Source organism: Mesorhizobium sp. LNJC405B00, assembly GCF_000502615.1.
Classification (GTDB): Bacteria; Pseudomonadota; Alphaproteobacteria; order Rhizobiales; family Rhizobiaceae; genus Mesorhizobium.
Window position 1 is genome coordinate 168405 of record NZ_AYWC01000006.1, and the last position, 15790, is coordinate 184194.

The 15790-nt window shown below is 63.9% G+C and carries 11 protein-coding genes and 1 pseudogene; 6 read left to right on the plus strand and 6 right to left on the minus strand.

The features are described 5' to 3' along the window. The first annotated feature begins 204 nt into the window (after positions 1-204). Positions 205-2259, plus strand: coding sequence for a DNA topoisomerase IV subunit B (parE, locus tag X756_RS151655; protein WP_023691142.1), 2055 nt, complete (start codon positions 205-207; stop codon positions 2257-2259). Between the two features lie 102 nt (positions 2260-2361). Then, on the plus strand, positions 2362-4431 hold the full coding sequence (locus X756_RS151650) for an FUSC family protein (protein WP_023729871.1): 2070 nt from the start codon (positions 2362-2364) through the stop codon (positions 4429-4431). Between the two features lie 4 nt (positions 4432-4435). Here the strand turns inward: X756_RS151650 and X756_RS151645 are convergent, their stop codons facing one another. Next, complete coding sequence (locus tag X756_RS151645; protein WP_023729872.1) at positions 4436-5557, minus strand: DUF2336 domain-containing protein; 1122 nt, start codon at positions 5555-5557, stop codon at positions 4436-4438. A gap of 151 nt (positions 5558-5708) precedes the next feature. Between X756_RS151645 and X756_RS151640 the strand changes: the two genes are divergently transcribed. Both X756_RS151640 and X756_RS151635 read left to right on the plus strand, forming a co-directional pair. Continuing rightward, complete coding sequence (locus tag X756_RS151640) at positions 5709-6161, plus strand: MaoC family dehydratase (RefSeq protein WP_023729873.1); 453 nt, start codon at positions 5709-5711, stop codon at positions 6159-6161. Continuing rightward, positions 6161-7036 carry a CoA ester lyase gene (locus X756_RS151635; protein WP_023729874.1) on the plus strand — a complete coding sequence of 292 codons (876 nt, stop codon included), beginning with the start codon at positions 6161-6163 and terminating at the stop codon, positions 7034-7036. The genes X756_RS151640 and X756_RS151635 overlap by 1 nt, the downstream gene beginning before the upstream one ends. On the opposite strand, the gene X756_RS151630 is transcribed toward X756_RS151635, so the two are convergent. Next, positions 7033-8934, minus strand: a complete 1902-nt coding sequence (locus X756_RS151630) for a hypothetical protein (protein WP_023729875.1) — start codon at positions 8932-8934, stop codon at positions 7033-7035. The two genes, X756_RS151635 and X756_RS151630, sit on opposite strands and share 4 nt — an antisense overlap. 108 nt (positions 8935-9042) lie before the next feature. Then, positions 9043-9627: a nitroreductase gene (locus X756_RS151625; protein ID WP_023729876.1), complete on the minus strand. Its 585-nt coding sequence runs from the start codon at positions 9625-9627 to the stop codon at positions 9043-9045. A gap of 166 nt (positions 9628-9793) precedes the next feature. On the opposite strand from X756_RS151625, the gene X756_RS151620 reads away from it, so the two are divergent. Next, complete coding sequence (locus X756_RS151620) at positions 9794-10756, plus strand: hypothetical protein (RefSeq protein WP_023729877.1); 963 nt, start codon at positions 9794-9796, stop codon at positions 10754-10756. A 59-nt stretch (positions 10757-10815) separates the two neighbouring features. On the opposite strand, the pseudogene X756_RS01000000165480 reads toward X756_RS151620, so the two are convergent. Together X756_RS01000000165480 and thrS are read right to left on the minus strand one after the other, a co-directional pair. Beyond that, a pseudogene (locus X756_RS01000000165480) lies at positions 10816-11753 on the minus strand (GNAT family N-acetyltransferase). Between the two features lie 85 nt (positions 11754-11838). Continuing rightward, positions 11839-13812, minus strand: coding sequence for a threonine--tRNA ligase (gene thrS / locus X756_RS151615; protein ID WP_023688279.1), 1974 nt, complete (start codon positions 13810-13812; stop codon positions 11839-11841). 206 nt (positions 13813-14018) lie between these two features. On the opposite strand from thrS, the gene X756_RS151610 reads away from it, so the two are divergent. Continuing rightward, a complete protein-coding gene (locus tag X756_RS151610; protein WP_023729878.1) occupies positions 14019-14855 on the plus strand; it encodes an SAM-dependent methyltransferase in 837 nt (278 codons plus the stop codon). 13 nt (positions 14856-14868) lie between these two features. Here X756_RS151610 and blaOXA read toward each other — a convergent pair whose 3' ends face one another. Continuing rightward, entirely contained in the window at positions 14869-15684 is an 816-nt protein-coding gene (gene blaOXA, locus X756_RS151605; protein WP_023729879.1) for a class D beta-lactamase, read from the minus strand. Positions 15685-15790 lie beyond the last annotated feature (106 nt).

Here is a 15790-nt window from a genome sequence, read left to right on the forward strand (position 1 = left end):
TGTTGAGGCGACGCTAGGCCGCTTTGTTAAAGATTCAGGAATCGCGCCCGCTCCGCACGGACCTATTTCCGCCAGCTTGGTTATCGAAAGGTTTTAGGATAAGAAGGGTTTAATCCCCGAACGTAACAGGAACTTCCGTCGCTTGGCGCCGAAAAGCGTGGCAGTATGGACGGGTGATTCGCGGCACCGGATTCTATGGTAGGCATGGACGACAACAACGATCTTTTCGGCAATCTGGAAAAGCAGCCCCAACCGGCTCGGACACCTTCGCGCCCGGCCGACCCGCTGGTGCAGGCCACGAAGCGTCCTGCCGCGACCAAGGACGGCAGCGAGGGCTATAGCGCCGCCGACATCGAGGTGCTGGAGGGGCTGGAGCCGGTGCGGCGCCGTCCCGGCATGTATATTGGCGGCACCGACGACAAGGCGATGCACCATCTGTTTGCCGAGGTCATCGATAATTCGATGGACGAGGCGGTCGCCGGCCATGCTACCTTCATCGATGTCGAGCTGTCGGCCGACGGGTTTCTGACCGTTACCGACAATGGCCGCGGCATTCCGGTCGATCCGCATCCGAAATTCAAGAAGCCGGCGCTCGAAGTCATCATGACGACGCTGCATTCGGGCGGCAAGTTCGATAGCAAGGTCTATGAGACCTCCGGCGGTCTGCACGGTGTTGGCGTCTCGGTCGTAAATGCGCTGTCGGACCATCTCGAAGTCGAAGTCGCGCGCGGTCGCCAGCTTTACCGCCAAAGGTTCTCGCGCGGCGTTCCGGTGAGCGGGCTGGAGCAGCTCGGCGAAGTGCACAACCGGCGCGGCACCAAAATCCGCTTCCATCCCGACGAGCAGATTTTCGGCAAGGGCGCCGCCTTCGAGCCGGCGCGGCTCTATCGCATGACCCGCTCGAAAGCCTATCTGTTCGGCGGCGTCGAGATCCGCTGGAGCTGCGACCCATCGCTGATCAAGGAAAAGGACCAGACGCCCGCCAAGGCGGAGTTCCATTTCCCCGGCGGCTTGAAGGACTATCTCAAGGCATCGCTTGGCGACGACTTCCAGGTGACCCGCGAGATCTTCGCCGGCAAGAGCGAAAAACAGGGCGGCCACGGCTCGCTGGAATGGGCGGTGACCTGGTTCGGCGGTGACGGCTTCGTCAACTCCTACTGCAACACAATCCCGACCGGCGAAGGCGGCACGCATGAGGCCGGCTTTCGCAATGTGCTGACGCGCGGGCTTCGGGCCTATGCCGACCTGGTCGGCAACAAGCGCGCCTCGATCGTCACCTCCGAAGACGTGATGATCTCGGCGGCAGGCATGCTATCGGTGTTTATTCGCGAGCCGGAATTCGTCGGCCAGACCAAGGACAGGCTGGCAACGATCGAAGCCATTCGCATTGTCGAGACCGCCATCCGCGATCCCTTCGACCACTGGCTGGCCGACAATCCGCAGGAAGCCTCCAAGCTGCTGGAATGGGTGATTGCGCGCGCCGACGAGCGGGTGCGCCGGCGCCAGGAAAAGGAAGTGTCGCGCAAGAGCGCGGTGCGCAAGCTGCGCCTTCCCGGCAAGCTCGCCGACTGCACGCAGAATGCCGCCGCGGGCGCCGAACTGTTCATCGTCGAAGGCGACTCGGCCGGCGGCTCGGCCAAGCAGGCGCGCGACCGCGCCAGCCAGGCGGTGCTGCCGCTGCGCGGAAAAATCCTCAACGTCGCCAGCGCCGGCAACGACAAGCTAGCCGCCAACCAGCAGATTTCGGACCTGATTCAGGCGCTCGGCTGCGGCACGCGCTCGAAATACCGCGACGAGGATTTGCGCTACGACCGCGTGATCATCATGACCGACGCCGACGTCGACGGCGCTCACATAGCCTCGCTGCTGATCACCTTCTTCTACCAGGAAATGCCGAACCTGGTGAATGGCGGCCATCTGTATCTGGCGGTGCCGCCGCTCTATTCGATCCGGCAAGGCGGCAAGGTTGCCTATGCCAGGGACGATGCGCACAAGGACGAGCTGTTGCGCACCGAATTCACCGGCCGCGCCAAGGTCGAGATCGGCCGTTTCAAGGGCCTGGGCGAAATGATGGCCGCGCAGTTGAAGGAAACCACCATGGACCCGAGGAAGCGCACGCTGCTCAGGGTCGATGTCATCGACGCCGTGGCGGCAACCAAGGATGCTGTCGACGCGCTGATGGGCACCAAGCCGGAAGCCCGCTTCCGCTTCATCCAGGAACGCGCCGAATTCGCCGCAACGGAAGTGCTGGATATCTGAGCGCCGGCCGACTCTTCGTTTTGACGCAGTTCCGGGCGGAAAACCGTTTCACACTTTTCCTCGAATTGCTCTAGCCTGCGCTTCCGATACGGAGACCAGCTTGTGATCTGGGCGCGGCTGAAGAGCTACTTCGAAACCAGTTTGGCGGGCCTGACGCAGCCGACGCGCTCGGATTGGATTTTCGCCCTGCGCACGGTTTCGGCCGGTCTGATCGCGCTTCTCGCTGCTTACGCGCTAAAACTCGACCGCCCGCAATGGGCGATGATGACGGTCTTCATCGTCGCCCAGCCGGTCGCCGGCATGGTGCTGGCGAAAGGTTTTTACCGGCTGCTCGGCACGCTGGCCGGTGGACTTGCGGCGATCGGCATCACCTCGGTTTTCGGCACCAATCCCTGGCTGCTGGTCACGGCGCTGTCCGTCTGGATTGGGCTGTGCACGCTGGTTTCGTCGCTGCTGCGCAATCCGGAAGCCTATGGCGCCGCACTTGCCGGCTATACCGCGATGATCATTGGGCTGCCGGCTTTCGGCCAGCCGCACGTGGTCGTCGATCTCGCTGTCGCGCGCTGCGCCGAGATCGTGCTCGGCATCGTCTGCGCCGGCCTGACCAGCCGGCTGATCCTGCCCAAGCTGGCCGCTGACGCCATCATCTCCAGGCTGAAGCGCAGCATCCTCGACCTTGCAACCTATGCAGGCGGCGCTTTTTCCGGTGGCGACCCGGCGACGCTGGCCGGCCTGCACCGCAAGCTGATCACCGACGCCCAGATGCTGGCCGAGATGCGCGCCTATGCCCGGCTCGAAGCACCGAGCTTCGCCACCCGCGCCCATCCGGTCCGCCTAACCATCGGTCAGCTGCTCTCGGCGCTGTCGGCGGCGCGCGCGCTGCATTCGCATGCCGCGCCGAAAAACGCAGCGCTCATTCCGGTACGCTCCGAACTGCAGTCGTTGGTCAGCGAGCTGGCAGCGACGCCCGAGGCGCTGGACGACACGTCGCCCTGGGTGACGCGGCTCGACGCGATTGCCGGCAAGGCCCGGCAAATGCCCGACGCCTCGACCGATCAGGGCGACGACAGGGTCGGCACCATAACCCGCCTCACCATCGCCGCCGATTTCGCCGAAGCCTTCAAGCAGGTGCTGCGCGGCCTCGACGCCCTGCGCGCACCGGTGACGGGCCCCAGCCGGAGCAACAGGCAGCCGCCTGCGCTGGTGGTGCACCGCGATTATCCCGGGGCTTCGCGCAATGCCATACGCGCCGGCCTTGCCACGTTGGCGGTCGCCGCCTTCTGGCTGACGACGAAATGGTCCGACGCGGCCGGCACTGTCATCCTCGTTGCCGTCGTCTCCAGTCTTTTCGCCTCGCGGCCTGACCCGGTGCGGGTGTCCTGGGGCTTCTTCAAGGGAACGCTGCTGGCTTTGCCCTTTGCCTTCCTTGTCGGCCAGGTCGCGCTGCCTGCTTTGCCCGGCTTCGGCTGGTTCACGCTGTTTGTCGTGCCGATCCTGGTACCGACGGCGCTGGGCATGGCCAATCCGCGCACCGTCGGCGTGGCGACGGCCTTTGCCATCAATTTCCTCGCCTTCCTCAGCCCGCATCAAGCGATGACCTATGCCCCAGGCCCGTTTTTCGCCGGCTCGGCGTCGGTGCTGGTCGGCATCCTGCTGGCGATCGGCGTCTTCATCGTGGTGCTGCCGGTGGATCCATGGCGCGCGGCCAACCGCATCGTGCGGGCCATGCGCGAGGATCTGGCGCGGCTGTGTCTGCACGAGCGGGTACCGCGGCGTTCGGCCTTCGAGAGTCTGGCCTATGACCGCATCAACCAGCTGATGCCGCTCTTGCAGAATGCCGGCAGGAAAGGCGATGCGATCCTGGGCGGCGGGGTCGCCGCCGTTACCGTCGGCCTCGAAATCCTGCGCCTGCGCGCCGCGCAGCAGAGCCCGTCCACTCCTACCGACACCGCGCTCTCGATCGCCAATTTCCTGCGCGGCCTCGCGCGTGAACTGCTCTTTCGCGCAACCGGCGATCCACAGACAGCAACTGTCACTGTGGCCCGGCAATATGCAGCCAGCCTTTCAGAGCGCAGCGGCGGTGCGGATATGCTGCAGATCGCAGCCTCGCTGCGCATCATCGCCGCCGCGATCGAGGATTTCCCGGATTTCTTCACCAGGGACCGTGGCTAGGGCGTCAGGCCGCGGCTATCGCCAGCGCATGCCCGCGCGCGTTTTCCCGCAGCGCGTCGAGATGGATCGACTTGACCAGGCCGGCGAGATCGCCCTCAGTGGATTGACCTCCGAGTTCCTTCAGCATCAGCCAGCTGACTTCCTGCACGCCGGCGAGGCGCTTGCCGTTGGCGACTTCGCGCCAGATCTTGAGCGCGCGCAGGATGATGCCATGGGTGGAAGCGGCAAGGCCGGCGCTGCGGAACAGCGCCTGCAACGCAACGTCCTGGCCGCCGGCGAGCAAGGCCCGCACCCGCTGCTCCGACTGCTGGCTGAGCGTGACCAGGGCCGAGCCGAAAAAGTCGACCTTGCCGTGGGCAATGGTGCGGATGATGAAACTTGCGGTCAGGTCGCCGCGCAGGCGCAGATGTTCGATGAGTGCCGCATGTTCCTCCGCGCGCGTGCCTTCGACCAGCCGCACCGAAGCCTTGACGCAAGCATCGCGCGTGACGCGCTCGGCTCTGGCCGCCCCCATCAGCGCCATCACCAGCGGCGAAGCCTTCAGCGTTTCGCCGAGCTTGACCAGTAGCATGTGCCGGCAGTCGGCCGGCAGCCGCACATCCGTGACCATTGCCTCGCGCAAATGAGCGATATGGCCATGCCGCTCGGCGATGCGGCGGAAGGAGAGCGAGGCTATGTCGGCGCCGTCATTGGCGAGCAGCGCCGCACACGCTTCCGGTTCGCCGATCTCGGCGATCGCCGCGGCAACCGCCATCGAAACGACCGGCCGGTCGGCGATCAGTTTTTGCGTCGCCTTGTGCCCGGCCGCGACGCGGTCGATCAGGTCGGCGTCCGTCAGCAGCGGGGAGCGCGCCAGCACCAGGGCTGCCACTTCCGGCTGATCGGAGGCAAGCGCGCTGATGATCTGCAGCGGCGCGTGATGGCTCATCGACAGCGCTTCGGCCATAGCCAGCCGCACCTTCGACGAGGCGTCGTCGAGCAGCAGCGTCAGCGCCGCTTCGGCCGCGCAACGGTCTTCGAAAGGCAGGTCGGAATTGACGTAGGCGCGGGCCAGCGCGCTCGCCGCCGCGGCGCGCTCCGAAACTCTCGCGGTGTAGATCCATTTGAGAAAATGCGAGACAACCATACTGCCTGCTACGCCCCTTGCCGGAAAGCTTCCGGCCCCAGGAATGACCCTAGGCAGAAATGGTTTACGAACGGTTCACCATGTTTATTAACTGGCTTGCGGGCGGCATGGGCAGCGCCTATCAACCGTCAGGCAGCGGAGGAGAAAAACGATGCCCGGGCTTTATCTCGAAGAGTTCGTCGTCGGACATGTCTTTCGGCACACGCTGCGCAAGACCGTCACCGAAAGCGATAACATGCTGTTCTCGGTGATGACGCTGAACCCGCAGCCGCTGCACATCGACTTCGACTTCGCCGCCAAGAGCGAATGGGGCAGACCGCTGGTCAATTCGCTGTTCACGCTCGGCCTGATGATTGGCATTTCCGTCAATGACATCACCGTCGGCACCACAATTGCCAATCTCGGCATGAAGGAGACGGTGTTTCCGCACCCGGTCTTCCACGGCGACACCATCCGTGTCGAAACGACGGTGCTCTCAGTCAGGGACTCGAATTCGAAGCCGGACCGCGGCATCGTCGAGTTCGAGCATCACGCCTACAATCAGAACGATGTGCTCGTTGCCAAATGCACGCGCCAGGCGATGATGATGAAAAAGGCGGCGTGATGCGCTCGCTGCTGTTTGTGCCCGGGGATTCCAAAAAGAAACTGGAGAAGGGTTTTGGCGCCGGCGCCGACGTGGTCATCGTCGATCTCGAGGATTCGGTGGCGCCACAAAACAAGGCGACGGCACGCGACATCGCGGCACGCTTTATCGCCGGCAACCGGCAGCAGACAAGCTCCGCCATCTATATCAGAGTCAACGACCTATCGACCGGGTTGACCGACGATGATCTGGCCGCCCTGGTTCCGGTCAAACCCGACGGCATCATGCTGCCGAAGTCGAACAGCGGCCAGGATGTCCAGCAGCTATCCGTAAAGCTCCGCGTACATGAGGCCGAAAACGGATTGCCGGATGGCGCGATCAAGATCCTGCCGATCATTACCGAGACCGCTGCTGGGTTGCTGGCCGCCGCGACCTATGCCGGGGCAAGCGCCAGGCTTGCCGGCCTCACCTGGGGTGCCGAAGATCTGTCGGCGGCGATCGGCGCGCAGGCTGCGCGCGACGACAACGGCCGCTACACCGATGTCTTCCGCCTTGCCCGCACCATGACCATCCTTGCCGCCGGCGCAGCTGAAGTCGCGGCGATCGACACGGTTTTCCCCGCCTTTCGCGACATGGCCGCCTTCGAAGCCGAATGCACGGAGGCCGAGCGTGACGGCTTTACCGGCAAGATGGCGATCCATCCGGCGCAAGTGCCGGTCATCAACGCCGCCTTCACACCGTTGGCGGAGGCAGTGCAACGCTCGCAGGCCATCGTCGCGGCCTTCGAGGCGGCCGGAAATCCTGGCGTGGTCGGCATTGACGGCAAGATGTATGACCGGCCGCATCTCAGGCTCGCCGAGCGGCTTCTGGCTCGCGCCAAGGCAGCCGGGGTTTAGTCCCGCGCCAGCACGATGACCCGGTCCTCCGGCAGGTAGGCCAGCGCTTGCGACTTCAACGGGTTGACGGTGACGCCGCCCAGAGCCCGCTCATCATTCTGCGCAGCGCGAACGCGCCTATGCCCGATGGCGATCTCGCCGCGCAGACGCGCCGATTCCGCGATCGTCCAGAACGTCACCGGATGGTCGATGGCGACATAGTCGCCGACCGGACGCATGTAGATTTCGGAGCCCTCCTCGTCGAGCAGATCATCGAAGATCGCGGCGAGATGCTGGTTCTCCGATGCCTGCGCCAGCATCAGGCTGACCAGCCGGTTGCTGACGACGAAATCATCGGCCTTAGTCACCGCCGCCAGCTCGCGGTTGCGCACGTCGATCATCTCGCTGACGATCGAGATGTGCGTGCCGGCATCGTCTGCGATTTTGCGCAGATGCAGCAGCGTCACCAGCGTGCGCGTATCGGCGGGCTGCGCTGCCATGGTCTCGCTGTAGCCAAGGACGAGCACGTGGTCGTAGGAAGGCACGTCCAGGCTTGCCAGTGCTGTGCTGCTCGACGTGTCGGTGATGCGGCAGGAAACCGACAGATTGTCGCCGACGACCGGCAGGCCGGCAACTTCCTGCTCGAGGCCAGGCGTATCGGCGGCGATGGTCAGGATTGACCCAGGTGCGACGTAGCGCGACAGTTCATAGGTTATGATCGGACCGCGCCGGTTCCAGCCAAGGATCAGCGTGCGCTCCGGCTTCGCCTCGATGGGCTGATGGCGAAGAATCGCCGCGGCATCGATCTTGGCTCCGGCGCTTCCCAGCTTGATGGCGGCATCGTCCTCGGCAATGATGATGGCGCGCATGTCCTTGCCGATTACCAGCTCCGACGGCGGGTTGAGATTGACGCGCCCCTGCTGGTCGCAGAGCCCGATCAGCGTGCAATGCTCATACGCCATCACTGCCTCGCCGAAGGTCTTGCCGGTGAGATCAGGCTGCTCGGTCGTGTAGATTTCGCAGCCGTCGAAATCGAGCAGCTCCGAATAGACGCCGCTGAGACCCGACTGCCGGCTCGAATGCACGACGATGCGCGAGATCAGCTGGTCGGCCAGGACAAGCTGTACCTCGGCCCCGCCGACGACGCGGGCGACCTCGGCGTTCTTTCCGTCGCGGATCTCGGCGGCGATGTTATAGGGCGCCGTGCGCCGGTTCGGGTCGTTGGCCAGCGCCAGCACCGTCTTGATCACCTGCGAATCCGGGTCGTCGCCGTCCGGCGACAGCACGATGATCGAGCGCGAGGTCTGCGGGTTGACGATGGCCAGATCGTAGAGGTCGGTCGGGTCGCCGCTGCGGCAGATGATGCGTGTATTGCCCAGTCTGCCGACTTTGGCGGCGATCTCGTCCTCCATCGCCACCTTGTCCATATTTGCCATGACGACAATGCGCGGATGGCGGCGGCTGGCATTGGCAATGACGAGTTCGGAGATGACGTCGAAGATCGACGGCGACCAGTTGAGGATGATGGTGTGGTCGCTCTCCAGCACCCGCGAACGGCCTTTGCGCAATTCATCGAGCTTGCTGTCGACGCCGGCGCTGAGCACGCCGATGAGGGCCGACACGACGAAGATGCCGGCGAGCGTGACAAAGAGCATGACGAGACGAAAGGCCCAGCCGGTGTCGCCGCCCATCGTGCCGGAATCGAGCGTGCGCATCAGCGATTCCCAGAACGCTTCGAAGAAGTTCAGCGGTTCGCCGCCCTCCGGCGCGATGCGGGTCACCGCAAGGAAGGCCGCGGCGGCGATGATGATCAGCAGGGAAAGGACGGCGAGCCAGCCGATCAGCGCGATCGGCCCGGCCGCCATGCTCTTGTCGAACCCATAGCGCAGCCGGGTTCCCAGCGAGTCTCGTTTCTTCATGTCGCCGGCGACCCCCAATATTCCCCATGGTCGATGCGCCGACCCCAACGCATCGCCGAAGCCGCTGTCTTAGCCTGTGTTTAAATAAAGGGGAATCGCTTTCGGGTGTCAGTCGTTCCACGGCCCCGCATAATCGGCATAGAGCTTTGCCGGATCGGGCCGCGGCCGTTCCGGCGCCGGTCCCTGATAGGAGCCAATATGGATAAACCCGACAACACGTTCCTGTGGCGCCAGTCCCAGCAGCGCCCGGCCCTCCGCCACGTCGGAATACCAGTTGCTGATCATGTTGGTGCCGTAGCCCAGCGCATTGGCTGCGATCATCAGGTTCATCGCCGCCATGCCGCCGGACAGGAACATTTCCCATTGCGGGATTTTTGGATTGTCCTTCGGAACCGACACCACGCCGATCACCAGCGGCGCGCGGGAAAACCGCGCCAGCTCCTGGTTGCGGCGGTTTTCAGGCAGCGGCCCTTCGCGCTGTTCGGCGAGCGCCGCCAGCTTCCTGCCGATCTCGAATCGCGCCTCGCCGCGATAAAGGATGAAGCGCCACGGCTCCAGTCGGCCGTGATCGGGCACACGGCTTGCAGCCGCGATCATGGTCGCGATATCGGCATCGCTGGGCGCCGGTTCCTTCAATTCAGGAATCGGTGCGGAGTTTCGGGTCAGCAGGAAGTCGATGATCGGCGACGCCATGGGGGCCAGGTCTCCTAAAGCACTCGATTTTGAGCTGAAGCGCGCCATTGCGGATCGGGGCGGCTCGGGCATTGGCGCGGGCGCGCCGGACGAAAGAACCTGTTGCCAAGGCGGATCGGACTCTTAAGCCTTGAAATTGCCACCGCCTTGGGCTTCAACGCAAGGCATGTTTGAGGGGACATCGCGCCTTTTCCTGATTTGGCTCGCCGTAGCGCTGTTTGCGCCGGCCTCGATGGCCATGGCGCAGAATGCCGACGGCATCGGCAATCTGAAACTCCCCGATATTTCGAGCTATGCACCGCCCAAGGGCGAGACGCCGCTGGCACTCGGTGGCGGCGGTGCCATAACGCTGTCGGCGCAGTTGACCGACAAGGGCGCCGACATCACGCGCGGCATCGTCTGGCGCGTCTTCAAGCCCGAGGCCGCCGGCGACGGCAAGCTGCCGATGGTGGCTTCCGCGCATGGCGGCAGCGCCGTGTTCCAGCTCGAACCCGGCAGCTATCTGGTCCACGCCGCATACGGACGCGCCGGCGCCACCAAGCGCATCACCGTCGGCAAGGACGCCAGGCGCGAAAGCCTGGTGCTCGATGCCGGCGGCCTCAAGCTCGACGCGGTGCTGTCGGGCGGCGTGCGTATTCCGCCGAAAAAACTGCGCTTCTCCATTTATGAGGGCACCGCCGAGGCCAATGGCGACCGCGCTTTGATCATTCCCGATGTCGAGCCGAACAGCGTCGTGCGGCTCAACGCCGGCGTTTATCATGTCGTCTCCACCTATGGCGCGGTCAATGCCGTTATTCGCTCCGACATCCGTGTCGAAGCCGGCAAGCTGACCGAAGCCACCGTCGAGCATCGCGCGGCGGAGGAGACCATGAAGCTGGTGCGCGAGACCGGCGGCGAGGCCATCGCCGATACATCCTGGTCGCTGCTCAACGAATCCGGCGATCCGATCAAGGAGGCCGTCGGCGCCTTCGCCTCGATGGTGCTGGCCGAAGGCCAATACACCATCATCGCCAAGAACCGCGACCGCATCTACCAGAAGGATTTCACCGTCGTTGCCGGACAGAACCAGGAGATCGAGGTGCTGGCCACTGATGCCTCTGCGATCGATCCGGAGGAAGGCGCCGACTGACCGGCGCGCCCATTGGCATCGGTTTGGCTGCTCAGTTGAAGTGGTAGTTCAGGGCTACGTCAGGCGGCCTTGCGCAGGCGGCGCGGCAGGAAGTGGACCCGGCCGCGCGGCGCGTCGGGCGCCAGATCGAAGACGCCGCGATGAAGGCGATCAAGCAAGGTCTTGCGGTCGCGCAGCGGCTCCAGCTCATCCCAGCGCAGTACGTTGCCGACGCGAACGTCGATCGCCTTGCCGGACAGCCGCGCGAATTCGCGGATGAGCATTGAAAGGCGCAACGTCAGCGACGCCTTGCCGACGAATTTCGCCAGCCTTCCTTCGCGCTCCCCCATGTTCATCGGGCCGCTGACCAGATGGAACAGCCGGCCGTTCTGCCCGGAAAATGCATCGGCACCACCGACGCCTTGGCGTCCTGCACGAGGCGCGCCGGAAACATCTTCCACGGCAGGTCGCGCGCCCGGCCAAAGCCTCTCGGCGCGGTGGCGACGCCGCCGGCCGGAAATACCACTATGGTGACGCCCTCTTTCAACAGCCGCACTGCCTCGTGGCGCACCGCCATGTTGTTCTTCACCGCGTCCTTGGTCTCGGAAAAGTCGATCGGCAGCGAGTACGGTTCCATTTCGCGGACCTTCAGCAGATCCTTGTGGATCATGACGCGGAACGGACGCCCGAGCTGCTCGACCAGCGACAGCACTGCAATGCCGTCGCCAATGCCGAACGGGTGGTTGGCTACGATCACCAGCGGTGTGTCCGGCAGCTTTGCCGGCGGCCACTGATCGGTGCTGCGGACCTCGACGTCGATCAGCTGCAGCATGCGGCTGAACACCCGCTCGCCGGTCGGCGCCACCTGGCGGCGCCAGAAATCATAGAGCGCGGCATACCGGTCGCGCCCCGACAGACCTTCAATGGAATGGATGAACCAGCGCGTCAGCGCCGGCTGGCTCGCATTGGCGTAGGAGAGTTCGGGAAACGGCCTTTCCCGTATCTTCAGCTTGAGCATGGGGGCTCGTTACAAGGTTGGCGTGACAGGCATGTGAAAATGGCGGTGGATCGCTCCACCGCCATTTCTCCGAAATATTGATTGCTCAGGCCGCGCTGCGCCTGCGGTCGGGCGAAACAGCCTCGTCGGAAAGCAGCTTCAGCGCGTCGGCCAGCTTGAGCGATTCCTGATCGCGCGAGCCGAGCCGGCGGATGTTGACCGTCTCCTCTTCCGCCTCGCGCTTGCCGCATACGAGGATCACAGGAACCTTGGCCAGCGAATGCTCACGCACCTTGTAGTTGATCTTCTCGTTGCGCAGATCCGGTTCGGCCAAAAGTCCTGCCGCCTTCAACTGTGCGACGACCTTTCGCGCATAGTCGTCAGCATCCGAGGTGATCGTCGCCACAACCACCTGCAGCGGCGCGAACCACAGCGGGAAATGACCGGAATAATGCTCGATCAGGATGCCGAGAAAGCGTTCCATCGAACCGCAGATGGCGCGATGCACCATCACCGGCTGCTTCTTTTCCGAATCCGAACCGATGTAGAAGGCGCCAAAGCGTTCCGGCAGATTGAAGTCGACCTGCGTGGTGCCGCACTGCCATTCGCGGCCGATGGCGTCCTTCAGCACATATTCGAATTTCGGCCCGTAGAAAGCGCCCTCGCCCGGATTGATCGAGGTCTTGATGCGGTTTCCCGAGCGCGTCCTGATTGTATCCAGCACGTTGCCCATGATCGCCTCGGCATGATCCCAGGCCTCGTCGGTGCCGACGCGCTTATCCGGCCGCGTCGACAGCTTCACGCTGACATCGTCGAAGCCGAAATCGGCGTACGTCGACAGGATTAGATCGTTGATGCGCAGGCATTCCGCGGCCAGCTGCTCCTCGGTGCAGAAGATGTGCGCATCGTCCTGCGTGAAGCCGCGCACGCGCATCAGCCCGTGCAAGGCGCCGGACGGTTCGTAACGATGCACATTGCCGAATTCCGCAAGCTTTACGGGAAGATCGCGATAGGATTTCAACCCATGCTTGAATATCTGCACGTGGCCCGGACAATTCATCGGCTTTAGCGCGAACACGCGGTCGTCGTCGGTGTCGTCGCCGGCCACCGTCACCTTGAACATGGCATCGCGATACCAGCCCCAGTGGCCCGACGTCTCCCACAGGCTCTTGTCGAGAACCTGCGGTGCGTTGACCTCCTGGTAGCCTTGCTCGTCGAGGCGGCGGCGCATGTAGTTGACCAGATTCTGGAACATCTTCCAGCCCTTGGCGTGCCAGAAGACGACGCCCGGCCCCTCTTCCTGGAAATGGAACAGGTCCATCTCGCGGCCGAGCTTGCGGTGGTCGCGCTTCTCGGCCTCTTCCAGCATCGTCTGGTAGGCATCGAGTTCAGCCTGCTCGGCCCATGCCGTGCCGTAGATGCGGGTCAGCATCGGGTTGTTCGAATCGCCGCGCCAATAGGCGCCGGCCACCTTCATCAGCTTGAAGGCGTTGCCGATCTGGCCGGTCGAGGCCATGTGCGGGCCGCGGCAGAGGTCGAACCATTCGCCCTGGGAATAGATCTTGAGATCCTGGTCTTCGGGAATGGTGTCGATCAGCTCGAGCTTGTAGCGCTCGCCCTTCTCGGCAAAGACCTTTTTCGCCTTGTCGCGCGACCAGACTTCCTTGGTGAACGGCTTGTTGCGCGCAATGATCTCGCGCATCTTCTTTTCGATCACCGGGAAATCGTCAGGCGTGAACGGCTCGTTGCGGGCGAAGTCGTAATAGAATCCGTTCTCGATTACCGGCCCGATGGTCACTTGCGTTCCCGGCCACAGTTCCTGCACGGCCTCCGCCAGCACGTGTGCTGCATCATGACGGATGAGCTCCAGCGCGCGCGGATCGGTGCGGGTGATGATCTCGACCTTGCCGGACTTGCCAAGCGGGTCGGAAAGATCGCGAACGGTGCCGTCGATGGCATAGGCGACGGCTTTCTTGGCCAGCGACTTCGAGATCGATTCGGCGAGGCCTGCACCGGTCATCGCCGCGTCATAGTCGCGAACGGAGCCATCGGGAAATGTCAGGGAAACGGAATTCAGCATTTGTATCTCCTATCCAGTCCCGCAAACGAGCGCGGGTGGTCGTGGTGTGAAGCCGGAGGCATCCGGCAGCGGGCGGGTTTTAGAGGCCACGCGGCATCAGGTAAAGAGCCGTCGTTGGCGCAGCTGTCAGGAAATGGCGCGACAGATGTCGCAGGCCAGTCGCACAGGCTTGCGAATCTCCCCGACACGAGGTTGGAATCCCCGGCATGGAAGACGCAAAACCCAGCCGAACCGCCTTGGGCGTCGCGCGCATGCGGGCCCTCCACCAGTTCTCGCAGCAGGCGGCGCTGTTTCGCGACCCATATGCGAGTGCGATACTGGGCGATGCCGCACCGACGGTGCAGGAGCTCGAGCAGGAAGGTGAGCGCAGCCGGCGCATGCGCCTGTTCGTGGCAGCGCGCGCCCGCCTCGCCGAGGACTGGCTGGCTGCGGCGGTGCGCCGGGGCGTCCAGCAAGTGGTGGTGCTCGGCGCCGGCCTCGACACTTTCTCGCTGCGCAATCCGTACCCTGATGTCGCGGTGTTCGAAGTCGATCACCCGGCGACACAGGCCTGGAAACGGAAATGCATTGCCGATGCTGGTCTTGCCGAACCGCGGGCCACCATGTTCGTGCCGGTCAACTTCGAGCGCCAGCGCCCCGCGGATGAACTGGCATCGGCCGGTTTGCGGCAGACCGAGCCCAGTTTCTTCATCTGGCTGGGTGTCGTTCCGTATCTGAGCCAGGACGCAATCTTCAGCACCCTGTCCTGGATTGCCGGCATGCCCGGTTCGGAGGTCGTCTTCGACTACAGCGAGCCGGCCGAGAACCGCGATGCGGCTGGACAGGCTGCCCTCTCTTTCCATGCGGCGCGCGTCGCCGCTGCCGGAGAGCCCTGGATCAGCTTCTTCGTGCCCGCGGCACTGGCGCAATCGCTGCGCGAGCTCGGCTTCGATGAGATCGAAGATCTGGAAAGCAGCGACATCGCCGCCCGCTTCTCCAGGACGCCAAAGGCGGAGACAAGGAATTCCGGCGGCCACATCCTTCGTGCCCGCCGGAGCACTTGAAGCTAAAGCAAGTTCACTTCACCAGTTGCGGCAACTCCCTCAGTAACGCCGCGCGTGTCGCCGGGCCTTTCGGCATGTCGATCGGCTTGGTGTCGACGACCAGCCGGGCGAAGACGATCGGGCGGCCGCCCTTTTCGGCCCAGCCGACGAACCAGCCCAGCGCGCGCTTGTCCTTGCTGTTTCCCAGCCTGGTGCTGCCGGTCTTGCCCCGCACCGTCCAGCCGCCGGCCTGGAAAGTCGGCAGGATGGCTCGGGTCATCTCATGCGCCTTGGCAGAAACCGGCATCTTGCCGGCGAGCAGCCGGCGCAGGAAGGCTGTCTGTTCGACCGGCGATATCTCAAGCGAGGAATTTATCCAGGACTGCGTGAGCCCGTTGTCCTTGTCGGCATCGCCCGAGACATCCATGTTGCCGTAGCCGAATTTCGAGACGTAGAGGGCAAAGCTTTTTGCGCCGAGCCGGCGCACGATCTCGCGCGAATACCAAACGATCGAGTCGCGCTCCCAGATCGTCGGGTCAACGGCCTTGTGGTCGCGCTTCACGGCGTTGAACTCAGGCTTGTAATCCCAGCTCGGTGTATGCGCGTCGCTGAGGACACCGCTGTCGTAGCCGATCAGCGCCAGCGGCACCTTGAAGGTCGACGCCGGGCTGACGCGTTGGTCGCAGACGCCGCTTTGATAGAGCGTCTCGCCGCTCGCCGCGTCCTGGATAAGCGTGCAGGCGAAATCGCCAAGCGGCGCCGATTGCGCCCGCATCGGAAATCCCAGAAACCAGGCCAGCAGGAAGAGGACCGCGGCAATGATGAAGGGATGGGTTTCGATCCGACGCATGTGGGCTCTCCTGGGAATGAACAGGAGGCGCTTAGCGAACTGTCTTGGCTCGATTTTGACTCAAATGCGCAGTCTTTGTGCAGGCCGTTGTTAACCCTACCGGATC